Annotated in this window: 18 protein-coding genes and 2 rRNA genes; 17 read left to right on the top strand and 3 right to left on the bottom strand. The window is 61.8% G+C overall.

All coding sequences use genetic code 11. From position 1 onward, the window contains the following. From AB5Y73_RS14155 to AB5Y73_RS14115, 9 genes are all read left to right on the top strand, one after another. Positions 1-76: ribosomal RNA gene (locus tag AB5Y73_RS14155) — 23S ribosomal RNA — on the top strand; the annotation flags it as partial. Between the two features lie 121 nt (positions 77-197). Continuing rightward, positions 198-312 (top strand): 5S ribosomal RNA (gene rrf / locus AB5Y73_RS14150). A gap of 182 nt (positions 313-494) precedes the next feature. After that, positions 495-1,001 (top strand): NUDIX domain-containing protein, encoded by a 507-nt coding sequence (locus AB5Y73_RS14145; RefSeq protein WP_107683479.1) that lies wholly within the window; start codon positions 495-497, stop codon positions 999-1,001. Positions 1,002-1,132: 131 nt separating this feature from the next. Next, the gene (locus AB5Y73_RS14140) at positions 1,133-3,295 is read left to right on the top strand and encodes an AsmA family protein (RefSeq protein WP_279499421.1); all 2,163 of its coding nucleotides are present in this window, start codon (positions 1,133-1,135) and stop codon (positions 3,293-3,295) included. A 145-nt stretch (positions 3,296-3,440) separates the two neighbouring features. Next, entirely contained in the window at positions 3,441-4,823 is a 1,383-nt protein-coding gene (locus tag AB5Y73_RS14135; protein WP_279499422.1) for a DUF3404 domain-containing protein, read from the top strand. Continuing rightward, positions 4,820-5,467, top strand: a complete 648-nt coding sequence (locus AB5Y73_RS14130; protein WP_368148103.1) for a response regulator transcription factor — start codon at positions 4,820-4,822, stop codon at positions 5,465-5,467. The genes AB5Y73_RS14135 and AB5Y73_RS14130 overlap by 4 nt, the downstream gene beginning before the upstream one ends. Further along, entirely contained in the window at positions 5,464-6,297 is an 834-nt protein-coding gene (locus AB5Y73_RS14125; protein ID WP_107683475.1) for a DUF2861 family protein, read from the top strand. Before AB5Y73_RS14130 ends, AB5Y73_RS14125 begins: the two co-directional genes overlap by 4 nt. A gap of 237 nt (positions 6,298-6,534) precedes the next feature. After that, positions 6,535-8,733: a glycoside hydrolase gene (locus AB5Y73_RS14120; protein ID WP_368148102.1), complete on the top strand. Its 2,199-nt coding sequence runs from the start codon at positions 6,535-6,537 to the stop codon at positions 8,731-8,733. Between the two features lie 95 nt (positions 8,734-8,828). Continuing rightward, positions 8,829-9,359 (top strand): GNAT family N-acetyltransferase, encoded by a 531-nt coding sequence (locus AB5Y73_RS14115; RefSeq protein ID WP_069651902.1) that lies wholly within the window; start codon positions 8,829-8,831, stop codon positions 9,357-9,359. A gap of 76 nt (positions 9,360-9,435) precedes the next feature. On the opposite strand, the gene glnE is transcribed toward AB5Y73_RS14115, so the two are convergent. The 3 genes from glnE to AB5Y73_RS14100 all read right to left on the bottom strand — a co-directional run bounded on the left by glnE (position 9,436) and on the right by AB5Y73_RS14100 (position 14,249). Beyond that, positions 9,436-12,309: a bifunctional [glutamate--ammonia ligase]-adenylyl-L-tyrosine phosphorylase/[glutamate--ammonia-ligase] adenylyltransferase gene (gene glnE, locus AB5Y73_RS14110; protein WP_181497100.1), complete on the bottom strand. Its 2,874-nt coding sequence runs from the start codon at positions 12,307-12,309 to the stop codon at positions 9,436-9,438. A 159-nt stretch (positions 12,310-12,468) separates the two neighbouring features. After that, complete coding sequence (locus AB5Y73_RS14105; RefSeq protein ID WP_064339507.1) at positions 12,469-12,915, bottom strand: GNAT family N-acetyltransferase; 447 nt, start codon at positions 12,913-12,915, stop codon at positions 12,469-12,471. An 83-nt stretch (positions 12,916-12,998) separates the two neighbouring features. Then, positions 12,999-14,249, bottom strand: coding sequence for a methyl-accepting chemotaxis protein (locus tag AB5Y73_RS14100; RefSeq protein WP_107683472.1), 1,251 nt, complete (start codon positions 14,247-14,249; stop codon positions 12,999-13,001). Between the two features lie 101 nt (positions 14,250-14,350). On the opposite strand from AB5Y73_RS14100, the gene AB5Y73_RS14095 reads away from it, so the two are divergent. The 8 genes from AB5Y73_RS14095 (at position 14,351) to AB5Y73_RS14060 (ending at position 24,941) form a co-directional block, all read left to right on the top strand. Beyond that, entirely contained in the window at positions 14,351-15,103 is a 753-nt protein-coding gene (locus AB5Y73_RS14095) for a potassium channel family protein (RefSeq protein WP_005354446.1), read from the top strand. Between the two features lie 146 nt (positions 15,104-15,249). After that, positions 15,250-15,855 carry a TIGR04211 family SH3 domain-containing protein gene (locus AB5Y73_RS14090; protein WP_005335443.1) on the top strand — a complete coding sequence of 202 codons (606 nt, stop codon included), beginning with the start codon at positions 15,250-15,252 and terminating at the stop codon, positions 15,853-15,855. Between the two features lie 334 nt (positions 15,856-16,189). After that, positions 16,190-19,354 carry a bifunctional proline dehydrogenase/L-glutamate gamma-semialdehyde dehydrogenase PutA gene (gene putA / locus AB5Y73_RS14085; protein ID WP_107683471.1) on the top strand — a complete coding sequence of 1,055 codons (3,165 nt, stop codon included), beginning with the start codon at positions 16,190-16,192 and terminating at the stop codon, positions 19,352-19,354. A gap of 221 nt (positions 19,355-19,575) precedes the next feature. Next, positions 19,576-20,355: an NAD(+) diphosphatase gene (nudC, locus tag AB5Y73_RS14080; protein ID WP_107683470.1), complete on the top strand. Its 780-nt coding sequence runs from the start codon at positions 19,576-19,578 to the stop codon at positions 20,353-20,355. Between the two features lie 182 nt (positions 20,356-20,537). Beyond that, entirely contained in the window at positions 20,538-21,605 is a 1,068-nt protein-coding gene (gene hemE / locus AB5Y73_RS14075) for a uroporphyrinogen decarboxylase (protein ID WP_005335440.1), read from the top strand. Between the two features lie 110 nt (positions 21,606-21,715). Then, on the top strand, positions 21,716-22,645 hold the full coding sequence (locus AB5Y73_RS14070) for an ROK family protein (protein ID WP_181497101.1): 930 nt from the start codon (positions 21,716-21,718) through the stop codon (positions 22,643-22,645). Positions 22,646-22,705: 60 nt separating this feature from the next. Further along, positions 22,706-23,716 carry an erythrose-4-phosphate dehydrogenase gene (gene epd / locus AB5Y73_RS14065; RefSeq protein WP_139402656.1) on the top strand — a complete coding sequence of 337 codons (1,011 nt, stop codon included), beginning with the start codon at positions 22,706-22,708 and terminating at the stop codon, positions 23,714-23,716. A 61-nt stretch (positions 23,717-23,777) separates the two neighbouring features. Then, entirely contained in the window at positions 23,778-24,941 is a 1,164-nt protein-coding gene (locus AB5Y73_RS14060) for a phosphoglycerate kinase (RefSeq protein WP_005335436.1), read from the top strand. Positions 24,942-24,969 lie beyond the last annotated feature (28 nt).

The following is a 24,969-nucleotide window of genomic DNA, read 5'->3' as shown; positions in this document are numbered from 1 at the left end:
ACGTTGATAGGTGGGGTGTGTAAGCGCGGCGACGTGTTGAGCTAACCCATACTAATTACCCGTGAGGCTTAACCATACAACACCCAAGAAGTGTTCTGGGCCTTGTAGCGAATGAACGAACTACTCAAATTCAGTGGTAATGACAAAGCAAACTAGCAAAGTCGTTACTCACGTCAGCTTTCTAGATTAAGAATTTGCCTGGCGGCCATAGCGCCGTGGAACCACCTGATCCCATGCCGAACTCAGAAGTGAAACGCGGTAGCGCCGATGGTAGTGTGGCATTCGCCATGCGAGAGTAGGACACTGCCAGGCACCCAATACAAGAAACCCCGCTCATCGAGCGGGGTTTTTATTGTCTGAAAATCAGCAAATAGCCTGATAATTGCCCCGTTTTATTACTATCCCTTTGAATTCCTCGTCTTCCCCGTCTGTTTTACTCATAAAAAACGGTCGCAACAGCTTAAAATGGCGCTTTATTTCGTCGGATATAGCCCATGTTTTGTCCAAAATGCGGCGGTCAAACCCTGCAGAGCGTCAGCCCCAAAGAGCTTCGTTGTGGCTGCGGTTTTCATTTTTTCCAGAATGTGGCGACGGCGGTAATGGTGGCGCTTTGCTGGCAGGATGAGGTGCTGGTTGCGGGGCGTGCCCGCAATCCGGGCAAGGGGTTGCTGGATCTGCCGGGAGGATTTGTCGATCCCGGCGAGTCGCTGGAGGTAGCGCTGGTGCGCGAGTTGCAGGAGGAGCTGGGACTCGATGTCAGCGCTCAACCTTTTACCTATCTTGGTTCCTTCCCCAATATCTATCCCTACGATGGCATTACCTATCACACCTGTGACACCTTCTTTGCCATCAGGCTGAGTGAAAAACCGGTCATCCAGCCGGCTGACGATGTGGCCGCCTGTCAGTGGTTGAAGATCAGCGATATCCCCTTGTCCCGCTTTGCTTTCGAGTCGACGCGCACCGCTATGGCGCGGCTGCAGCAATCCTCTTTGCAAGCCTGATCCCTGCTGATGATATGGGGATTGGCAGCGACCATACCTGTCTCATCCTTGTCCACTTTTGTCCCGCAGACGCCATTCGTCAGACGGTGAGTGATATAGTCTGCAGTGGATCCGGATTCAAGGAGCATATCGTGAAGAAGATAGTTCTCATCTTGCTCGGCATCGCCGTGGCGGCCTTGCTGGCCATAGTGACGTTGATAAGCCTTATCGACCCCAATCAATTCAAGCCCCAACTGGCTGAACAGGTGCGCAAGAGCACGGGCCGGGAACTGGTGATGGCGGGGGAGATTGACTGGCGTTTCTGGCCGAGTCTTGGCCTCTCGCTGGAGAAGGTGGCTCTGCGCAATCCGGCCGGCTTTGCCGAGCCGGATCTGGTTCGTTTCGAACAGGGGGAGGCCTCGGTGGCCCTGTTGCCGCTGCTCTCCCATCGCCTGGAGATCGGCAAGGTGACCCTGAGTGGCGCCCATCTCTTTATCCAGACCAAGGTGGATGGCAGCTCCAATCTGAGCGGACTGCTCAAGGATGCCAATGCTGATGCAAGCGAACCGGTCGTCCCCGCAACCCCTGCGCCAACCGCTGATAGCAAGCCCTGGCAGATCAGCTTGCAGGGTGTCGCGCTCTCCCAGGCCAGTGCGCTGGTACAGGATGATCGCAGCGGCACCTCGCTGCGACTGGATCGCCTCGATCTCGATATGGGGCAGCTGGCCACCGGTCAGTGGGTACCCGTGACGCTGGCCGCCAAGGGGAGTGCCGACAAGCTCGCTTTCGATGTTAAAGGGCAGACCCAGATCAAGCTGGCGCAGGAGGTGATGGCCAGTGAACTGAAAGACTTGAGCCTCAGTGGCAGCCTGAGTGACCCGTCCCTGCGACTCGACAGTTTCTCCATCAAGGCAGACCGACTGGCCCTTGGTGAGTGGAGCAACCTCACGTTGGCGCTGAAGGGGGCCAAGGTAGAGGGGCAGCAAGCTTCACTGGCTGGTTCGCTGGAAGGAACACTCAAGGGACGGCTCGATAAAGAGATGAAGCTGGCCGAACTCTCCGATATGGTGCTGACAGCAGCGCTGGAAGGTGATGCGCTGCCGCGCCCGCAGATGAAGCTGAAACTGGCCGGTTTTGCCCGTGCCGAGCTCGACAAGCAGTTGATTACCCTGAGCAAGCTGGTGATGAGTGCTGATGAGGCGCTGCTGAGTGGTGATGGAAGCGTGCAGCTTGGCGCTGTTCCCTCGATCAGCTTCGATCTCAAGGGGGAGAAGCTGGATCTCGACAAATGGCTCGCCAAATCGGCACCGACCATGACCGCACAGGCGAAAGAGGACAAACCGGCGGTCGGTGCTTCCAATACCGCTGCAAGTGGCAATAAAGCGGCAACCGGCAAGAGCGAAGCCCTCTCCGCGGTTGAACCGGATCTGGGCGCGCTCAAGGGGGTGGATCTGGATGGTCGGCTGCAACTTGCCAGCCTGCGCCTGAAAGGGCTGGATCTCGGCGCTGTCGATCTGCAGGTGGCTCTGGCCAAGGGACTGCTGACGCTCAAACAGTTCAGCGCGACCGTGGCTGGCGGTCAGGTAAGCGCGAAAGGGGTTCTCGACGCACGCCAGAAACCCGCCACCTACAAGGTGCACAAGCAGGTGGACGGAGTGAGCATTCGTCCCTTGCTGCAGACTCTGGCCCAGAGCGATCTGCTGGAGGGCAAGGGCGATCTCGATGTGCAGGTGCAGGGGCGTGGTCTCTCTTCTCTGGCATTGCGCAACGGAATGCAGGGCAAGGTTACCTTGAAGCTGAGCGACGGCGCCCTGCATGGCATCAACCTGCCGGAGATGATCCGCGAGGCGCGGGCCACCCTCACCGGCAAGGGGGCCGAGCAGGTGAAGGAGGCGCGCAAGACCGACTTCAGCGCTCTGACCGCCAGCTTCCAGATTGCCGATGGCATCGCCCGCAGCAAGGATATCCAGCTCTTTGCCCCCGCCTTGCGGGTCAAGGGGGAGGGGCAGACTGCGCTGGTGCCGGAGAGCCTCGACTTCCTGTTCCTCACCTCCATTGTCGAGAGCAGCAAGGGGCAGGGGGGCAAGGATGTGGATGAGCTCAAAGAGATCACCATTCCGGTGCGGATCGGCGGCCACTGGCAGGCTCCCAGCTATCAGCTCGACGTGAAGGCGCTGCTCAGCAACAACAAGCTGCTGGAGGATAAGGCGCGCAAGGAGGCCGAACGCGGCCTCAAGAAGCTGCTGGGTGACAAGGCCGACAATGAAGCCGTCAAAGGGGTGGCTGACCAGCTGCTCAAGGGACTGTTCAAATAGGTGACGGTTCATATGGGCTGGCGCGAGCCGCGCCAATGCCGTTAGCGGTTGACCGGATGTCAGCGCCATTGAAAAATGGCGCTGACATTTTTTATGGCGCAGTGATCTGCTGCGCCTTCATCCGGAGTCATCTCGAGTTGAACTCATGCGCCTGATCCTGCTGCTCTGCTCCCTGATCTGCTACGGCATGGCGTATCCCGTGCTGGCCGGGCAGCTGGCGGATCGTCTGGCTGGCGAGCTGGCCAGGCAGGCTCCCGAACAGGCGCTGCCTCTTGACGAGGTGCAGCGGCTCGACCGGCGCTTGATTGCTCCCGACTCCCTCTATCCCGCCTGGCAGCGCTATCCGCTGCGCCAGCTGCAGGCCATCTATCGCTATCAGCAGGAGTGCGGGACAGATAATGACTTACCCGCCGAGTGGCTGCCGCTGCTGAGGGCGCTTTGTGGCCAAGGGGCTAAGCCCTCGACCAGCTGGTTTGCCGCTCACCCAATCTATCCGCTGGGCGGCTCCAGTGCGGCTCGCTGGCAGGTTGATCATCCGGCGGCTGGGCTCGACGCTCTGCTCCATGTGCGGGAGCGGAGCGATCGGTTGGGGCAGCTTGGCGAGCTTGATGATGACAACCTCGACGCCCTACTGAGGGGCGAGCGCTGGCTGCTGCAATCGGGTCAGATCTGGGTGCTTGCCGATGGGCAGTGGCGCCGTTATGGTGCCGGGCAGTGGCAACCGCTGGCCGAGCGGCTTGGCGTGACGCTGGATAGCCGCACAGCTGGTACTTGTGAAGAGCGAGTCGGAGCGATCTGTTTCAATACTCGCCCCACGCTTGACTGGCAGTGGCTGGCGCTGGCCAGCTCGCTTGGTTTTATCCTGTTGCTGGGGTGGGCCAGCTGGCAGCGCTGGTGCCTGCTGCGGGAGCGGCGCGTCGCATTGCAGATGCTGACCCACGAGCTGCGTACTCCCATCATGGCGCTCTCTGGCATCAGCGAGGAGCTGCGCCACGATTTCGACCGGCTGCCCCCTTCCGCCCAGCAGAGCGTGGGTCAGCTGCTGGGCAGTGTCGCCCGTCTGCATCAGTTAGCGCAGGCCAGTCGCCACTATCTGGCGGCAGAGACCCTCGAGGATGAGCGGGTTGCGGTCAGTCTCACCGAGTGGCTCACCCTGGCTTGTGAGCGGCATGGCGCTACCTTCTGCCTTGAGCGGGAGATGACTCTGGCGCTCCCCTTTTATTGGCTCGATCTCGCCCTCGACAACCTGCTGCGCAATGCCAGCCAGCATGGTCGTGCGCCGGTTCGGATCTGTGCCAGCTGGCAGGCGGGGCGCTTGAGCCTCGCAGTCAGCGATGGCGGCGAGCTGCCAAATTACCGGCTCGCTACCCTGCTGCGCCGCGGTGCCCGTGCCGATGGTCTGGGGCTGGGGCTTACCATCGTGCGCCATCTGCTGCGCCGTCTTGGCGGGCGCCTCGCCCTATCCGGCCCGCCCACTACCTTCACCCTGACGCTGCCCTGCCAACTCTGGAGCGACCCCGAATCATGAAGACCATCTTGCTTGTCGAAGACGAGGCATTGCTGGCGGAGAACCTGCAACGCTATCTGACCCGCGAGGGGTATCGCTGCCTCTGGTGCGACACCCTGACTGCGGCGGAGCAGCAGTGGCTGGCGGCGGATCTGGTGCTGCTGGATCGCACTATGCCGGAGGGGGATGCCCTCGACTGGCTGCCCCAGTGGCAGGCACGCAAGGCGCTGCCAGTGATCGTGCTCACCGCCAGGGTGGAGGTGAGCGATCGGGTGGCCGGGCTCGATGCGGGGGCGCGCGACTACCTGACCAAGCCCTTCTCCCACGACGAGCTGCTGGCGCGGATCCGGGCTCAGCTGCGCCAGCTGGGGGATGGCACTCAGGCGGTGGGCGGCTTGCAGCTTCATCCCGCCCGGATGCAGGCGAGCTGGCAGGATGCGGAGGTGAGCTTTACCCCCACCGAGTTTGCCCTGCTCACCCTGCTGGTGCGGATGGCGGGGCGGGTGCTGAGCCGGGAGGAGATCCTCAACCGGTTGTGGGGCTATCAGGCGTTTCCTTCCACCCGCACCGTTGATACCCATATTCTGCAACTGCGCCAGAAGCTGCCTGGGCTGGCCATCGAGACGGTGCGCGGTATCGGCTACCGGCTGGAGGTGACAGCGTGAAGCGTGCAACGCTGGTTGGGCTGCTGTTGGCTCTAAGCGGCGGCCTTTTGAATGCAAGCAGCGTGATGGCAACCGAGCGCCTCCTGGAAACCGAACGCGCCGACCCGCTGCAACCGGCTACCTTGGCGCTGTTGCAGGGGGATAACCGGCACGCCTGGCAATCTTTGCAGCAGGCTTGGCCTGCCCTTAACAGCGATGCCGAGCGCCGTAGCTGGCAGGGGATGCTGGCCGCGCTGAGTGCCCAGCACTGCGGCAAGGATTTCCCGCTCACTCTGCCTGATGGGGTGAGCGAGCTGCGCCTTGAGCTGATCCAGCGCGATGCGCCGCTGCTGCGGGATTATCGGGTGCAGTTGACCGGGGAGGGGCCCATCACCGTCGCTGAACTTGTCGATCCCGCTGGTCGCAACCGGTTGGAAGGTGCCCAGTGGGAGGCGGAAGAGAATAAAGGGGTCAGGGTCGTGGGGGCCGATCTACCGGCGCCTTTACCAGCCGGACTCTATCAGCTGCGGCTGACGGTGGCGGGCAAAGCGTGGCAGATGGCGTTGCCGCTGCCTGCGGTGCAGGATCTGGACTGGCTCTCCCGCTCGCCGCTGGCGGTGGCCAATCCCCCCGCCAATCCCGCTTCTTGTACGCCGCTCTGGCTTGAGCAGACGGTGCTGGCCCGCCCGCAATATTCCCTGCTGTGGTGGAACCGCCTGCCTCTGGATGGCAAGGTGGGTTGGCCTGCCGCCACGCCCGACAGTTGGCGCACCCTTTCGTTGGTGCAAACCAGTCAGCGCGGCCAGCTGGTGTTGCAGCTAAGTCACAGTCAGGCGGGGCCGGTGGAGTGATGCCGGGGGATTGGGTCGCTGCTTCTGGCAAAGATTGTTTCGCTGGTGCAATGACTGTCACTTTTTGTTGATGTTATTTGCAACAATTGCCCGGTGGATGGTGGGGGCTATTAAACGGGACATGGCTGAGAGAAGCCTCCGCCGCCAATCTGTGCTTAATCCTGACATTGGCCTGACAATCCAAGCCTGCCGATCTGCTGCAATGGCGGCTCCCGTTTTTATCAGGAATCACCGACCATGACTTCTTTCCCCGTGCTGGCGAGCCGGATCCGCCTGCTGCTGTTGATGCCGCTGTTCTCTCTGCCTGCCGAGGCGCTGACCCTGGCCAATGATCAGTGGCGTATCGAGCTGGATCCCGCCACCCTGGCGGCCGAGGCTGTGCTGCCATCGGGCCAGCACCTTGCCATCTCTTCCCCCGGTCCGCGCCAACCGGTCACCACGCTGCAGCAGGAGGGGGAGCGTGCCAGCTGGCTGACTCGTGCCGATGGCGAGGTGCGAGCCTCTGCCCGTCTCGAGGGCAACCGTCTGATCCTCAGCTTGAGTCGTGCGAGTGCTGGTGAGCTGGTGTGGCCGCGAGTGCCGGCAGGGGCGCAGGCGCTGATGCTGCCGATCCACGAGGGTTTTCGCATCCCGGTTGATCATCCCGCGTGGCGCAAGGCGCTGGCGCAGGAGTATCAGGGGATCAATACCACCGAAAATCTCACCCTGCCGCTGGTCGGGCTGGATCACGGGGATCAGCAGCTGGCGATCCTCTTTGCCAACCCCTTCAACAACCGGCTCACTTTTACGCCGAGGAAAGATGGTATTGCCCTGACGGCGACCCATAGCGTCAATCGCCTCAATCTGGCCGACCCCTATGAAGTGGTGGTGACGCAGCAGCCGGGCAACGACTGGCTGGCGGCGGCCAAGGTCTATCGCAGTTGGCTGCAGGAGCGGGGCGAGCTGGTCTCGCTCGAGAGCAAGTTGGCGGCAGTACCGGATGGCAAGCGGCTGATTGGCGCCTCTCACCTCTACCTCTGGGGCGAGCGACTGCTGGTGCCACAGGATGTGAAGAGTTGGCCCGCGCTGCGCCGCCTGATCCCCGCCGACTGGCTCAAGGGGGAGAACAAAACGGCGCTGCAAGCGCCCGATCTGGCCCGTAACCGCTACCTGCAAAATCTAGTGTTGGCCGGAGTTGAGCAGGCGCTGGCGCTGCGCCATCCGGGTCAGCAACCGGCCGATTTCGCTGCCCGGCGCACGCTGGCGGCCATGCAACTGGGGGCTGCGCTCAACGAGCCGCAGAGTTGGGGGGATGGCAGCTCGGCCAAGATGATCGCTGCTCTCAAGCAGGCTGGACTACCCAAACTCTGGCTGGGGCTGCCCCAGTGGACCGCCGGTTTTGCTGCGCCAGAGGGGATTGAATTTGCCAAACAGGCGGGCTATCTCATCGCCCCTTACGACTCCTACGATACCGCGCTGCCGGAGGGGAATCGCCAGCAGAGCTGGCTCACCGCCCAGATGGGGCAGGATATCAATCTGCGCTGCGGCATCATGCTGGAGAATGGACGGCGCAAGAGCGGCTTTCAAAACAGCGGCGTCTACACCAATCAGGCCTGCGTGCGTCCGGTGATGGAGCAGCGCGTACCCTGGTTGCAGCAGGCAAGCCACTACAACAGCTGGTTCCTCGATGTAGCGGCGACCGGCATGGTGTTTGACGACTTCGACCCGGCCAAGCCGACCAGTCAGGCGCAGGATGCGCAAAACCGGATGGCCGGGATGGCGTGGATTGCCAGGAGTCAGGGGGTGCTGGTGGGCTCCGAGGAGGGCGGCGCGGTAGCCAACCGCACCGCGGCTTTTGCCCACGGCCCCCAGACCAGCGGCTTTGGCTGGCAGGATCCCGATATGCGCCGCAACAAGCGCTCTCCCTACTATCTGGGGGCCTGGTATCCCGACTATCAGCCTGCATTTTTCTTTCGCCAGAGCCACCTCAAGCCCGGGTATCAGGGACTCTACTTTGATCCGGCGCTGCGGTTGCCGCTGTTCCAGAGCGTCTTTCACGACAGCATAGTGACCACCCACCACTGGACGATGGACAGCCTCAAATTCAGGGAGAGCCGTCAGGTGACCGAGCTGTTGCTGCAGCTCTACAACGTGCCGCCCCTGCTCAACCTCAGTCTGGATAGCGCCAGCGTGCGCATTCCCTACCTCAGGGGGCTCGATGCCTTCTTCCGCCCGCTGCATGAGCGGCTCTACAACCAGTCCCTCACCGGTTTTCGCTGGCTCGATAAAAGAGGCGTGGTGCAGCAGAGCGAGTTTGCCGATGGCACTCGACTGATTGCCAACTTCGGCCCGGCCACCGAGCTGGCAGGGATCAAACTGGCCGCTCAAAGCGTGCTGGCGCTGCTGCCAGATGGCAGCCAGCAGCAGTTTGTCTCGCAACCGGATGGCGCCCGCTAATCTGGCGTTCTGGCTTTTATTTCATCAGAGGATGATGTGGTAGAACTTTTCATGTATAGATGAACGTTCTGCAAAATAAACGAGAGGCAGTTCTGATGATTGAGAGTGAAGTGATTAGAGAGGTAAACCATCCGGCGTGGCCGCTGGTCTGGCAGATCTATGGCGAGAGTTTTCCCCGCTACGAGCAGCGCCAGTCACAGCATCAGCCCCAGAAGATGCGGGATCCTCGCTATCACTGCCAAATCTTTTATCAGGACGGCCTGCTGCTCGGTTTCATCTTCTGGTGGGCGTGTGGCGAGCAGATCTATATCGAACATCTGGCCATCAATCCGGCGCTGCGCGGCCGCAATTACGGTAGCCGCCTGCTGGCCGAATTTTGCGAGCGGGCAGGCAAAACCGTCATTCTCGAGATCGATCCGCCAGAGGATGAGATTGCCATTCGCCGTCTGCGCTTCTATCAGGGGCTGGGCTTTTGTCTCAACGATTATGCCCATCTCCACCCACCCTATCATCCTGACTATCAAGGTCATGCCCTGCGGGTGTTGAGCTATCCGGGGCTCCTTGAGGAAGAGGCCTATCAGCGTTTCAACAGCATGCTGGTGGAGACGGTAATGGATCACGGCTGAGCAGCCGTAAGGAGAGAAGAGAGGGGCCCGCCTGAAGCAATTCAGGCGGGCCCATTTGCATTGCCGCTGGCGGGAATTACTCCCCCAGCAGGGTTTGCCAGACGGCGAGCACATGGCTGCGCTCGTTTTGCAGCTGATCGTCGCTCACCTTGCGGGAGATCTCCGAGAGGTTGAGGCGATGGCCGAGGTTGCGGATCTCCAGATAGGCCTGCTTCAGCCCCTCCGCCTGCTCCAGGGTCAGCACCCCCGCCATCACGCACTCATCGAAGATGCGCACGTTATCGGACCAGCGGGTGAGGGCATCGGGCTCGCCGCAGGCGTGGGCCAGCACCAGATACTGGGCGATAAACTCGATATCCACCATGCCGCCGGGGGACTGCTTGAGGTCGAACTCGCCAGCCCCCGCCTTGAGCAGGTGATCCCGCATCTTGTGGCGCATCTCGCGCACCTCGCGGGCCAGGGTCGGCAGATCCCGCTCCTTGGCCAGCACATCACGGCGGATACGGGCAAACTCGGCAACAATGGCGTCATCGCCATAGATGGGGCGGGCCCGCACCAGCGCCTGATGTTCCCAGGTCCATGCCTCGTTTTGCTGGTATTGCTCGTAGGCCGACAGCGACGAGACCAGCAGGCCGGAGTCGCCGGAGGGGCGCAACCGCATGTCGATCTCGTAGAGGATGCCGGAGGGGGTGCGGGTGCTGAACAGGTGCAGGATCCGCTGGGCGAGGCGCAGGTAGAACTGGCGGCTGTCGATGGGCTTGCGACCATCTGTGTAGCTGTTGGGGTCGCCGCCGTGCAGAAACACCAGGTCGAGATCAGAGCCGTAACCGAGCTCGATGCCGCCCAGCTTGCCATAGGCCACCACCGCAAAGCCGCGCTGGCCGCTCACCGCCACCTCAGGCGGCACCCCGTAGCGCTCGCTCATCTGGGCCCACGCCTGATTGACTACCTCTTCGGTGATCGCCTCCGCCAGCCAGGTGAGGTGGTCGCTCACCTTCATCAGCGGCAGGGCGCCGGCGATGTCGGCCGCCACGATGCGCAGCAGCTGCACCTGTTTGAACTGGCGCAGCGCCTCCATCTGCTGCTCCACGTCCTCTTCGGGGATGCGCAGCAGGAACTGGCGCAGCTGGGGCTTGTACTGATCGAGCGGGGTGGGGTGGTAGAGGTGCTGGGGATCGAGCAGCTCGTCCAGCAGGATGGGGTAGCGGGCCAGCTGCTCGCTCACCAGATGGCTGGCATCACACAGCCGTACCAGCTGGCGCAGGGCACCCGGGTTCTCCGCCAGCAGCTGCAGATAGGCGCTGCGGGTGAAGATGCGGGTTAGCAGCTCACACACCCGCTCGAACAGGCGAGCAGGTTGCTCACTGGCGACCACCAGCCGCAGCAGCTCCGGCATCAGCCAGTCCAGTGCGATGCGCCCCTGCGGCCCCACCTGACGGCGCTTGTACTCCTCCTTGAAGCGCAGCAGGGCGGCGCAGAGCGGGGCGGGCTCGGCCACCCCCTGCGCAGTCAGCAATTTTTCCAGCTCGGCGGCGTCGAGCTCGGTGCGCCAGAGATCGAGCCAGAGCTGCTCCAGATGGGCGGGGGCCTCTTTCTCTTCCCCCACCACGGCGGCGAACTCCTGATGGACGGCTGCCATCTCCTCATCCAGATGAGCCATAAAGGCGTCCCAGTCAGCAAAACCCAGAGCCGCGATCAGCCGCTGGCGATCCCGCTCCTCGGTGGGCAGGGTCTGGGTCTGCTGATCGCCGATCTCCTGCAAGATGTTTTCGACCCGGCGCAGGAAGCGATAGGCCGTCAGCAAGCGGTCGCAATGGGCAGATTCGAGGGCGCCACATTGGGCGATGGCGGCCAGCGCCTCCGGCAGGTGACGCACCCGCAGTGCCGGTTCACGGCCGCCGCGAATAAGTTGCAGCGCCTGGGCGATAAACTCCACTTCACGGATGCCGCCAGCCCCCAGCTTGATGTTGCCCTCCAGCCCCTTGCGGCGCACCTCGGCGGCGATCATCGCCTTCATCTGGCGCAGGCCGTCGATAACGCCAAAGTCGATATAGCGGCGAAACACGAAGGGGCGCAGCATCTCGGCCAGCTCCACCGCGTGCTCGCACTGGGGCCCCAGTACCCGCGCTTTGACCATGGCGTAGCGCTCCCAGTTGCGGCCGTGGTGCTGGTAATAATCCTCCATGGCGGCGAAGGAGATGGCCAGCGGCCCCGCATCGCCAAACGGGCGTAGTCGCATATCAACCCGGAACACCTGACCATCCTGGGTGGGCTGGTGAAGGGCGTTGATGATGCGCTGGCCGAGCTTGATAAAGAACTGCTGGTTGGCGAGCTCGCGCCGCCCGCCGACCGTGTAGCCGTTCTCGGGGAAGGTGAAGATAAGGTCGATATCCGAGGAGAAGTTGAGCTCGCCACCTCCCAGCTTGCCCATCCCGAGAATGAGCAGCGGCTGCGGGTTGCCATTGCCGTCCATCGGGGTGCCCAGCTCGCTGCACTGTTTGGCGTAGAGCCAGTCGCGAGCGGAGCAGATCAGGGCATCCGCCAGTTTGGTGAGATGGATAAAGCTCTCTTCCACCGCCGCATGGCCCAGCAGCTCGCGCCAGGCGATCACCAGCATGCGGCTGCGGCGGAACTGGCGCAGGATACGCTTGAGCGCCTCTTCATCGCTTACCTCGGCGAGCAGGGCGGTCAGATCGCGCTGGTAGGCGGGCCAGCGTTCGGAGCGCTCCAGATCTCCGGAGGCGAGCAGCTCGGTCAGCAACTCCGGCTGTTTGAAGAGGGAGTCGGCGACAAAATCGGAGAGGCCGAGCAGGGTCTGCAGGGTCTGGCGAACGGGCTCGGGCAGCGAGCCATAGTCGGGGGCCAGCTCGACCAGTCGCTGCCATTGGCGCTCGGCCTGTTCTTGCAGCAGGGGGGAGAGGGCGGAGAAAGAGGGAGAGTGCTGGGCCACGGTTGCCGTCCTTGTGGTTCACGACAGCGGGTTAACGACACGAGGTTAACAACGCTGCCGGTTCAAAATGGTGGCTGCCAATCTAGCACTGTCAGGCCCCCGCGTCACAGCGCAGGGGCGAGAAGCATGATCCGGTGGGAATTATTGGCCGCCAGTCAATCAGGTGCGCTGGTAGATGGCAGGGTTGTAGATCTCCATCAGGCTGTCTGGACTTGCTGGGGGCGCAAAGCCAAAACCGGCATAGAGGCCGTGAGCATCAGAGGTGGCGAGAGCGAGACGACGTAATCCCTGCAACTCGGGATGGTCGACAATGGTTGCCACCAGTGCCTTGCTGTAACCCCGGCCGCGGTACTCAGGCAGCACGAAGACATCGGCCAGATAGCCAAAGGTGGCCTTGTCGGTGATGACCCGGGCGAAGGCAACCTGCTGACCGTCGACATAGCCGCCAACGCAGAGGGAGTGGTTGATGGCCCGCACCACAGTGCTGTGGGGAATACCGCGGCACCAGTAGGCCTCTTCGGAGAGAAAACGGTGGATCAGCGGCACATCGAGCCGCCCCTTGTCGTCACTGAGCTCGAGTGGTGGGTGCGTTGCATTCTGCTGCATATTGGCTCCTTGCCGTGCGCTGGAAATGAGAAAGGCCCCCTCAAGGGGCCTTCCAGTCTAACCGGATTGGGGCATGAAAACAGTCAGACGAGTTTGAAGGACTGGATCTGGCTGTCGAGCTCCTTGCTGTGCTGCTCGACCAGCTCGGAGGCCTCTTGCAGTTCGCGCAGCACCACGACGGAGCCTTCGGCGATCTGCTTGACCTGCTCCAGATTGCCGCGCATCTCTTCGGCGACCGAGCTTTGTTGCTCGGAGGCGGCGGCGATGTGGCGGTTCATGTCGGCGACACCCTGTACCCGCTGTACTATGGTGGCGAGCTGGGTACCGGCCTGGGTCACCTGTTCCACCCCCTTGTCGGCCTGCTGTACGCTTTGGGCCATCAGCTCGCCAGCCTGATGGGCATTGCCCTGCAGCTGTTCGATCATCTTCTGGATTTCGACGGTGGCGGCCTGAGCCCGGTTGGCCAGCTCGCGCACTTCGGAGGCCACCACGGCAAAGCCACGACCCGCTTCACCGGCGCGAGCCGCTTCGATGGCGGCGTTCAGTGCCAACAGGTTGGTCTGCTCCGAGATGCCGCGAATGGTGTCGACTACCGAGCCAATGCGCTCGACCCCCTGCTCCACCTCGTTGACCACGGTGGCGGAGCGCTGGATGTTGCCGGAGAGGGTGTCTATGGTGCTGACGGTGTCGGCGACGCAGCGGCTCCCCTCTTCCGCCAGTTGGCTGGTCTCGGCGGTGGCGTGAGAGGCCTGATCCGCATGGGCGGCCACTTCGCGAATGGCACCGACCATCTGGCTCATGGCGCTGGCCAGCTGTTCGATCTGGGTGAACTCTTCGTTGATCGCTTCGTTGGCCTCTTCCATGCAAAGGGTCACCTGGGAGGCGATGTCGTTGAGCTCCTTGCAGGCGGCGCGCTGGTTGCCAAACACCTCTTTGAGGTTCTCCTGCGAGTGGGAGACCGCCTTGGCGATGTCACCGAATTCGTCACGAGACTTGAGCAGTACCTTGTGGCTGAGGTCCCGCTTGGCGAAGCGTTCCAGCAGGCTCACCAGATAGTGCACCTGCTTGACCATCAGGCGGGAGCCGGTGAGCAGCAGGATCACGAACAGCAGCCCCATGATGGCGGTCTCCATCAGACCGGTCCAGAGCAGGCGATTGGAGATCGCATCCGCCTTGGCGGGATCGAGCCCTTCGCTGAGCAGGGTCGCTTCCAGATTGTTGGCGTCAAACCAGAGTTTTGTCAGTAGCAGGAGGGTACTGAACACCATCAGCAGCACCACTTTGGGTACCAACCGGATGTTGCTCATTCTTTTCTCCAGCAGGTTCAGCTGCATTGTCATTCTCCTTTTAAAAGCCGTTTTTTCCTTTGCCCTCAGGACTATCGGCATTATCTTCTCTTTTATTAATTTGCACTGTGCTTAAAGTTGGAAAATGTATGCGACATCACTTAACTCATCTGCGGGCGATGGATCTGCTGATGGCATTTCTGTCGATTATCTCGGTTGTGCTGGTGACGGCCCGCTGGTGGGGCCATGAGAGCCTGACACCACAGACCCTGCAGCTCTTCTATGACCTCGACAGTCTGATCTGCTACTTCTTCCTCGCGCACTTTGCTTATGGCTGGATCCGGGCCTCCGATCGCAAGGCCTATTTCAAGGCCAACTGGATCTATCTGCCGGGTAGCCTGCCGATGGCGGAGCAGTTGCGCTGGGCGCGGTTGATCCAGCTTTGGCGGGTCTATCAGCTGTTCAAGGAGCACCCGGATCTCTGGGCCATGTTCCGTCGCGAGCGCAACGAGACCACTCTCTCCGGCATCCTGTTCCTCTTCTTCCTGCTGCTGGGGGTGGGTTCCGGCGTCATGTACTGGATTGAGTCAGGCCAGCCCGGCAGCCAGATTGAGACACCCTATGACGCATTCTGGTGGACGCTGGTGACCCTCTCGACAGTGGGTTACGGGGATCTGGTGCCCAAGACAGAGGAGGGACGGTTTGTCGCCAGCCTGCTGATCCTGTTCGGAGTGGGTCTGTTCGGTGCCATCAGCGGTTTTATGGCCAGCCTGTTTTTGCAGCCCAACAAGGGGGATGGCGAGACCGACAAGTGGCGTCATCACTACAACAACCAACAAGAGGAGCTGCTGCGGGAGATCCGCGCCCTGCGCAGCGAGGTGCAGGAGCTGAAAAACAAGTGAGACCGCAGACGGGCAAGTTGCGAGGTGACTCGCAACTCTGCGCTCTTTATCTGGGGGGAGGTGCTTTTTCTTTGCTTGTCCTTTAACCTGCTGGCGGCTTAACATTCAACCTCTTGTCCAAACCTGAAAAAGAGAACCGATCGACCATGCGCGCCCTTCTCGGGATTTTGATCTGCTTGTGTGCCCAACAGGCACTGGCCGATACCCGTTATGTTTCAGACAACATCTTTACCTATATCCACAATGGCCCGGGTACCCAGTACCGGATCCTTGGCAGCGTCAAGGCTGGTGAACCGCTGGAGGTAAAGGCGGTGAACAGCGAGGCCGGTTTCACCCAGGTGGTGGACGGTCGTGGCCGCGAGGGGTGGATCAAGAACAGCGAACTGCAGAGCCAGATCAGCCTGCGCGAGCGTCTGCCCCAGGTGGAAAAAGAGCGCGATGAGCTTAAAGATCGCCTGCAGAACCTCAACGGTGACAACGAGAAACGCTTCACCGAGAAGGATGGTCAAATCGCTGCCCAGAGCAAGGAGATCGCCGCCCTCAAGGCTCAGCTGGTCAGTCAGGGTGAGGAGATGAGCAATCTCAAAGAGCAGAATGATGCCCTGACCCAGAGCTACGACAACCAGGAGCACGACATGCAGATGGACTGGTTTATTCGTGGTGGTGCCATGGTGGGTGCCGGTATCCTGCTTGGTATCCTGCTGCCCATGCTGCCCCGTCGTCGCAGCCGTGGCGATCGCTGGATGAACTGACAGCATCTGGCTGAATGAATTGCTGAGAAGGGTCGCCGTGGCGGCCCTTCTTTTTTTGGGGCGCATTGACGACATCCGCTATTGGGCGGAATGCGTGGCTGCTTTGCGACAGGGCGGGCGGTGGCAGATCGTATACAAAATGAAGTCAGATGACCCTCACGCTTGCTGACGTATTGGCTTCAAAAGGGAATTCATGGGGGGAATGAGCGATCTTTGTTAAAGAGTGGCAACAAATTCATTTCATATAGGGTGCAACATTGTATACATTATCGGCGTTTCGGCGGCACGTCCGCCTTTGTCGATATCAGCCCTAGGGCGTACAGGAAGACCCCATATGTTCAAAGCTACTCAAGTGCTTGCCGCTGACTATATCCCCTCTGATCTGGCCGCCCTGCGCGAAGCCATTACCCAGAACTACGTGGTGGATGAAAATGCCTATCTGGCCGAACTGTCGGCCATGTTGCCGGGGGATGGCGCCTCGCTGGAGCAGGTGACCCAGCGTGCCCGTACCCTGGTGACCAAGGTGCGCAAGGAGAGCGGCTCCGGTGACGGTATCGACGCCTTCTTGCAGGAGTACAGTCTGGATACCCAGGAGGGGATCATCCTGATGTGTCTGGCCGAGGCGCTGCTGCGCATTCCCGATGCCGAGACCGCCGATGCCCTGATCAAGGACAAGCTCTCCGGCGCCAACTGGTCTTCCCATTTCCGCAAGAGCGACTCTACTCTGGTCAACGCCTCCACCTGGGGGCTGATGCTGACCGGCAAGATCATCAAGCTGGATAAAAAGCTCGACGGCAACCCGGCCAACCTGCTGGGGCGGATGGTCAACAAGCTGGGGGAGCCGGTGGTGCGTTCCGCCATGTACGCCGCCATGAAGATCATGGGCAAGCAGTTCGTGCTGGGTCGCGACATGAAAGAGGCGCTCAAGGCGAGCCGCAAATCCCGCGAGCTGGGTTACACCCACACCTACGACATGCTGGGCGAATCGGCACTGACCATGCAGGATGCCGACAAGTATCTGGCCGATTACCGCAACGCCATCGAGGCGGTGGGCAACGAGCGGATCAGCGACGGCGGCCCGGCCCCCTCCATCTCCATCAAACTCTCGGCGCTCCATCCGCGCTATGACGTGGCGAACCGCGAACGGGTGCTTGGCGAGATGTGCGAGCGGCTGGTGGGGCTGGTGCGGCTGGCTCGCGACAAGGATGTGGCCATCAGCATCGACGCCGAGGAGATGGACCGCCTCGAGCTGTCGCTGGATCTGTTTGAGCAGCTCTACCGCTCCGACGCCAACCGTGGCTGGGGCAAGCTCGGCATGGTGGTGCAGGCTTACTCCAAACGCGCCCTGCCGGTACTCTGCTGGCTCACCGCACTGGCCCGCGAACAGGGTGACCTCATTCCGGTTCGCTTGGTAAAAGGCGCTTACTGGGACAGCGAACTGAAATATGCCCAGCAGGCGGGCCTGCCCGGCTACCCGCTGTTTACCCGCAAGGCGGGCACCGATATCTCCTACCTCGCCTGCGCCCGCTACCTGCTGAGCGAGCCGACTCGCGGCTTTATCGCTCCCCAGTTCGCCACCCACAACGCCAATACCGTGGTCAGCATTCTGGAGATGGCTGGCGATCGCCAGTTCGAGTTCCAGCGTCTGCACGGCATGGGGGAGGAGCTGCACAATGCGGTGCTGAACGACAATCCCGGCCTGCACTGCCGCATCTATGCGCCGGTCGGCGCCCACAAGGATCTGCTGCCCTATCTGGTGCGCCGCCTGCTGGAGAACGGGGCTAATACCTCCTTCGTTCACAAGCTGGTGGACCCCAACACCCCGGTGGACTCGCTGGCCGAGCACCCGCTGCGCACCCTCAAGCGCTACTCCGGCTTTGCCAACGACCGTATTCCCCAGCCGGTGAACCTCTTCAGCGACCGCAAAAACTCCAGCGGCGTCAACATGAACATCCTCTCCATCCAGCGCCCCTTCTTCGCCCGCTTGAAAGAGCTGGAGAGCAAGCAGTGGCTGGCGGGCCCCATCGTCGATGGCGAGACCCTCAAGCGTAGCGAGGCACGCACCGTGCTGAGCCCGCAGGATGTGAGCCTTACCGTCGGCAAGATCCACTGGGCCGACGAGCAGGCGGTGGAGCAGGCCTTGGCATCTGCCCACGCTGCCTTCCCGCGCTGGCGTGAAACCCCGGTGAGCGAGCGTGCTGCCGCGCTGGATAAGCTGGCGGATCTGCTGGAAGCGAACCGCGAGCAGTTTGTCTCCCTCTGTACCCGCGAAGCGGGCAAGTTGCTGCAAGATGGCATCGACGAGGTGCGTGAAGCGGTGGATTTCTGCCGCTACTACGCGGTACAGGCCCGCGGCCTGATGGGGCAGGCGACCCTGCTGCCCGGTTACACCGGCGAGCAGAACGAGCTGTTCCTGCAGGGGCGCGGCGTCTTTGTCTGCATCAGCCCGTGGAACTTCCCGCTGGCGATCTTCCTCGGCCAAATCGCTGCGGCGCTGGCCACTGGCAACACCGTCATCGCCAAACCGGCGGAGCAGACCGGTCTTATCGCCCATCTGGCGGTGACTCTGGCCCATCAGGCCGGTATTCCGGGCGACGTGCTGCAGCTGCTGCCCGGTGATGGTGCCACCGTCGGTGCCAAGTTGACGGCGGATCCGCGCATCGGCGGCGTCTGCTTCACCGGCTCCACCGAGACCGCCAAGCTCATCAACATGACCCTGGCCCAGCGCGATGGCGCCATCCTGCCACTCATCGCCGAGACCGGCGGCCAGAACGCCATGATCGTTGATTCCACCGCCCTACCGGAGCAGGTGGTGCGCGACGTGGTGAGCGCCGCCTTCCAGAGCGCCGGTCAGCGCTGCTCGGCCCTGCGGGTGCTCTACCTGCAGGAGGAGATCGCAGAGCGGGTGCTGGAGATCCTCACCGGCGCCATGCAGGAGCTGAAAGTGGGCAACCCGGCCGAGCACAACACCGACGTCGGCCCGGTGATCGATGCCGATGCCAAGGCCGGTCTCGATGCTCACCTCGCCTACATGATCCCGCGTGCTCGCCTGATCGCGCAGGCGCCGATGCCGGCCGCGACCATGGAAGGGCACTTTGTCCAGCCGACCGCGCTGGAGATCGGCTCCATCCGCGAGCTGGCCAAGGAGCAGTTCGGCCCCATCCTGCACGTGGTGCGCTACGCCACCCGGGATCTGGACAAGGTGATCAGCGACATCAACGGCACCGGCTACGGTCTGACGCTGGGGATCCACAGCCGCAACGAATCCCACGCGGAGGAGCTGGCGAGCCGCATCAACGTCGGCAACGTCTACATCAACCGCAACCAGATCGGCGCCATGGTCGGGGTGCAGCCGTTCGGCGGCCAGGGGCTCTCCGGCACCGGCCCCAAGGCGGGTGGCCCCCACTACCTGAGCCGCTTCGTTACCGAGAAGACCCGCACCATCAACACCACGGCGGTGGGCGGTAATGCCTCCCTGCTGGCGATGGGTGATGCCTGACCCGCGTAGATAGAGGCCGGATACGGGATGCCGGATAACAACGGGCCGCCTTCGGGCGGCCTCTTTATTTGCACCATCCGTTTTTTACGAATGGGACAATCGGCCACGGCGGGGTCGTCAGCGACCCGTGCTGGTCGTAAGATGGAAGCCATTCGCGTGGCGTTTGCCCCTTGGCGGGCCCGCCGTAGCCGGGGTTTTGTTTTAACGAGAGTGTTTATCCGATGTCATTAACCGAACAAGCCTGCTGGTTCGTGCTGGGGGGCGATCATCTGGTACTGCTCGATCAGCAGGGAGAGGTGCCACAAGGAAGTAAAGCGTGTCTGCCCGCAGCGCTGGCTGACGCCCATTTCGAGCGTTTTGACGAGTGGCAGGGGCTGCCCTGCTATCTGCTGGATCTGGGGGCTGAGGCCGACACGAGCGCCATGAGCCCGCTGCGCCAGCTGATGGTGGCGGGAGACGAAGAGGGCTTTCGCCTCGCAGGCCGTGCCTGGCAGCTCGTTACCTTCCGCCGCACCCACCGCTTCTGCGGCGAGTGCGGTGCCCCCATGACCCCGAAGGCGGGGGAGTGGGCGCAGGTGTGCCACCTCGGCCACACGGCCTATCCGCGTATCTCCCCCTGCATTATCGTGGCGGTGCGCAAGGGGCCGGAGATCCTCTTGGCGGCCCATCGCCGTCACTATCAGGCGGACGATCCCATGTATACCGTGCTGGCCGGCTTTGTGGAGGCGGGAGAGAACCTCGAGCAGTGCGTGGCGCGGGAGGTGTTCGAGGAGAGCGGCATCCGGGTGCGCAATGTGCGCTATGTGGCGAGCCAGCCCTGGCCCTTCCCCCACAGCCTGATGATGGGCTTTACCGCCGACTACGAGAGCGGCGAAATCCGGGTGCAGGATGACGAACTGGTGGCTGCCGATTTCTTTGCCGCAGACCGGCTGCCCCGTTTGCCGCCCCACGGCACCATTGCCCGACGGCTGATCGAGCGTTCGCTGGCGGGCGAGGGGTAACGAGGCGCTTATCTTTTCGCCAATCTTTTTGCACTTCTTGTTACAAGCGGGGCGGTCAGGTTTGCGCCCCTTCACATCTTTGCAACCGCGCGCCCATTTGCCACGTTTTGGGCAGTCCGCTTGGCTGGGCAAAGTGGTATTATGGCCGCCATTTTATGCGTGATACGAACTCAGGAACTGGGATGAAAGAGCTGAAGAACGATCGATACCTGCGCGCTTTGCTGCGTCAGGACGTGGATATGACCCCGGTATGGATGATGCGCCAGGCTGGCCGTTATCTGCCGGAATACAAGGCGACTCGCGCCCAGGCGGGGGATTTCATGTCCCTGTGCCGCAATGCCGAGCTGGCCTGTGAAGTCACCCTGCAGCCGCTGCGCCGCTACCCGCTCGATGCCGCCATTCTCTTCTCCGACATCCTCACCGTGCCCGATGCCATGGGGCTGGGGCTCTACTTCGAGCAGGGTGAAGGCCCGCGTTTCGAGCGTCCGATCACCTCCATGGCCGACGTGCAGGCGCTGCCTATTCCGGATCCGGAAGATGAGCTGGGCTACGTGATGAACGCGGTGCGCACCATCCGCCGTGAGCTGAAGGGCGAAGTGCCGCTCATCGGCTTCTCCGGCAGTCCATGGACCCTGGCCACCTACATGGTGGAGGGGGGCAGCTCCAAGGCGTTCACCAAGATCAAGCAGATGATGTACGCAGAGCCGCAAACCCTGCACCTGCTGCTCGACAAGCTGGCCGACAGCGTGATTGCTTACCTCAACGCCCAGATCAAGGCGGGTGCGCAGGCTGTCATGGTGTTCGACACCTGGGGCGGCGTGCTCACCCCGCGCGATTACCGCGACTTCTCCCTGCAGTACATGCACAAGATTGTCGATGGCCTGATCCGTGAGCACGACGGTCGCCGTGTGCCGGTCACCCTGTTCACCAAGAACGGCGGTCAGTGGCTGGAGCAGATCGCCGCCACCGGTTGCGATGCGCTGGGTCTGGACTGGACCACCGACATTGCCGACGCCAAGCGTCGGGTCGGCGACAAGGTGGCGCTGCAGGGCAACATGGACCCCTCCATGCTCTACGCCACTCCGGCCCGTATCCGTGAAGAGGTCGCCTCCATTCTGGCCGGTTTCGGCCACGGCAACGGCCACGTCTTCAACCTCGGCCACGGCATCCATCAGGATGTGAACCCGGAGCACGCCGGCGTGTTCGTCAACGCGGTACACGAGCTCTCCGCCCAGTACCACGGCCGCTAAGGCCGGGGCGAGCGAAGAGAAACTGATTGAAATCCGGGGCCGTCAGGCCCCGTTTTACATTGAAATAGGCGCTGCAACGACGAGAGCGTGGCGCCAGTGCAGGAGGCAAGATGAGCAGCAAGTCACTGGATTGGGGTATCGATCTTGGCGGTACCAAGTGTGAATGCGTGGTGCTGGATGGCGACGAGGTGCTGCTGCGCCACCGCATCCCCACCGAGCGGGCGGGCGGTTATGAGCACATGATCGGCCAGATCGCCAAGCTGGTAGCAGAGTGCGCCGAGAAGATTGGCCAGCGCCCAGCCGTGATCGGCATGGGCACGCCGGGGGCGCGGGATCCGCAGACCGGCCTGATGAAGAACTGCAACACCACCGAGCTCAACGGCAAGCCGTTCAAGGAGGATCTGGAGCGCAAACTGGGCGTGCCGGTGCTGATCGCCAACGACGCCAACTGCTTTGCGCTGGCAGAAACCCATCTCGGTGCAGTGCGCCAGCATCATCCCGATGCGAAAGTGGTGTTCGGCATCATCATGGGCACCGGGGTCGGCTCCGGCATCGTCATCAACGGCCAGATCCTCAATGGTCACCACGGCATCGCCGGTGAGTGGGGCCACAACGTGCTTTCCCCTGATGGCCCCGAGTGCTACTGCGGCAAACGTGGCTGCGTCGAGACCCTGATCAGCGGTCCGGCGCTGGAGGCTTGGTACGAGGCCAAGGCTAAGCGGCGCCTCTCGCTTGCCCAAATCGCGGCCGCCACGGCTCACGATCATGTGGCCAAGCTCACCATCGACCGGCTGCACCTGCTGTTTGGTCAGGCGCTGGCCAATGTGGTCAATATTCTCGACCCAGATGTGATCGTCATCGGTGGTGGGGTGGGCAATGTGCAGAGCCTTTACAGCGCCGGACGGCAGACAATTTTGCCCTTCCTCTTTAATCCCCGTTTCAGTGCCCCCATTATTGCTCCTGCCCTTGGCGACAGTGCCGGGGTATTCGGGGCCGCACTGCTGGCCCGTGGTGAATTCAAGGGGGCCCTGCTGTCGTAGCCGGGGCTCCCGGGCGGCCGGTGCGCCGCCCTGTTGCTGGTTCAAGGAAACGGATTCTCGATGATCAAGATTGCCATCAATGGTTACGGGCGGATCGGTCGCAACGTGTTGCGAGCCCTCTATGAAAGCGGGCGCGACAAGACCATCAAGATCGTCGCCATCAACGAGCTGGCGGCCCCCGAGGCCATGGTGCACCTGACCCGTTACGATACCAGTCACGGTCGCTTCCACCATCCGGTGCAACTGGCGGGCAACAGCATGCTGGTGGGGGAGGATCTCATCTCTCTGTTTGCCGAGCGGGATCCGTCAAAGCTGCCGTGGCGGGCGCTGGGAGTCGATGTGGTGCTCGATTGCACCGGGGTATTCGGCTCGCGGGCCGATGCCGAGCTGCATCTGGCGGCGGGGGCGGGCAAGGTGCTCTTCTCCCACCCGGCGGATGCCGATGTGGATGCCACCGTGGTCTACGGGGTCAACCATCATACCCTCACCGGAGCGGAGCGGATCGTCTCCAACGCCTCCTGTACCACCAACTGCGTGGTGCCGGTGATTGAAACATTGCATCGAGAATTCGAGATAAATTGTGGTACTATTACGACAATTCATTCGGCCATGCATGATCAGCAAGTCATCGATGCCTACCACAGTGACTTGCGCCGAACCCGCGCTGCCAGTCAGTCCATCATTCCGGTGGATACCAAGCTGGCAAAGGGGCTGGAGCGCATCCTGCCCCACTTCGCCGGCAAGTTCGAGGCGATCGCGGTGCGGGTGCCGACCATCAATGTAACAGCGATGGATCTGAGTATTACTGTTCGTAAAAAAGTGACAGTTAGTGACGTAAATCAAGCCCTGCAACGGGCATCCAGAGGTACATTACACGGTATTCTGGATTACACGGAAGAACCGCTGGTCTCCGTAGACTTCAATCATGATGCACACTCCTGCATCATTGATGGTACCCAGACCCGGGTGAGCGATGCCAACCTCGTCAAGATGTTGATGTGGTGCGATAACGAATGGGGCTTCGCAAACCGGATGCTGGATACCACCCGGGCCATGATGGCCGCAGGCTGAGCCTGCCCCGGGCGAAAGGTTACTGTTTTTAACATTACCTGGAAAATATAGAGGACTGAATATGTCTGTTATCAAGATGACTGACCTGGATCTGGCGGGTAAACGCGTTCTGATCCGTGCTGACCTGAACGTACCGGTAAAAGACGGCAAGGTCACCTCCGATGCACGTATCGTTGCGACTCTGCCGACCATCAAGCTGGCTCTGGAAAAGGGCGCCAAGCTGATGATCACCTCCCACCTGGGTCGTCCGACCGAGGGTGAATACAACGAAGAATTCTCCCTGGCTCCGGTTGTCAACTATCTGAAAGACGCTCTGTCCTGCCCAGTTCGCCTGGCCAAGGATTACCTGGATGGCGTAGAAGTCGCTGCCGGTGAGCTGGTTGTGCTGGAAAACTGCCGCTTCAACAAAGGCGAGAAGAAGAACACCGAAGAGCTGGCCAAAAAATACGCCGCCCTGTGTGATGTCTTTGTAATGGATGCGTTCGGTACTGCTCACCGCGCCGAAGGTTCCACCTACGGTGTTGCACAATTCGCTCCGGTCGCCTGTGCTGGTCCGCTGCTGGCGGGTGAACTGGAAGCCCTGGGCAAAGCCATGCTGAAGCCCGAGCGCCCGATGGTTGCCATCGTTGGCGGCTCCAAGGTCTCCACCAAGCTGACCGTTCTGGAATCCCTCTCCAAGATCGCTGACCAGCTGGTTGTCGGTGGTGGCATCGCCAACACCTTCATCGCTGCTGCTGGTCACAACGTCGGCAAGTCCCTGTGCGAGCACGACCTGATCGACACCGCCAAGAAACTGGCTGCCGAGACCAACATTCCTGTGACCACCGACGTGGTTGTAGGTGCCGAGTTCTCCGAGTCCACTCCGGCGACCATCAAGTCCGTCTCTGACGTGACCGACGGCGACATGATCTTCGACATCGGCCCGGATTCTGCCAAGGCCCTGGCTGACATCATCATGAACGCCAAGACCATCCTGTGGAACGGTCCGGTCGGTGTGTTCGAGTTCGACCAGTTCGCTGAAGGCACCAAGGTTATCGCTGAAGCCATCGCAGCTTCTCCGGCCTTCTCCATCGCTGGCGGTGGTGACACCCTGGCTGCTATCGACAAGTTCGGCATCGCTGACAAAGTCTCCTACATCTCCACTGGCGGCGGCGCCTTCCTGGAGTTCGTAGAAGGCAAGGTACTGCCGGCTGTTGCGATTCTGGAACAGCGCGCCAAAGCCTAATTGACCCGGAACGGGGGGCAAAAGCCTC

The organism is Aeromonas sp. s7(2024), from assembly GCF_040907825.1.
Lineage (GTDB): Bacteria > Pseudomonadota > Gammaproteobacteria > Enterobacterales > Aeromonadaceae > Aeromonas > Aeromonas veronii.
This window is presented reverse-complemented; position numbering and strand designations above follow the sequence as displayed.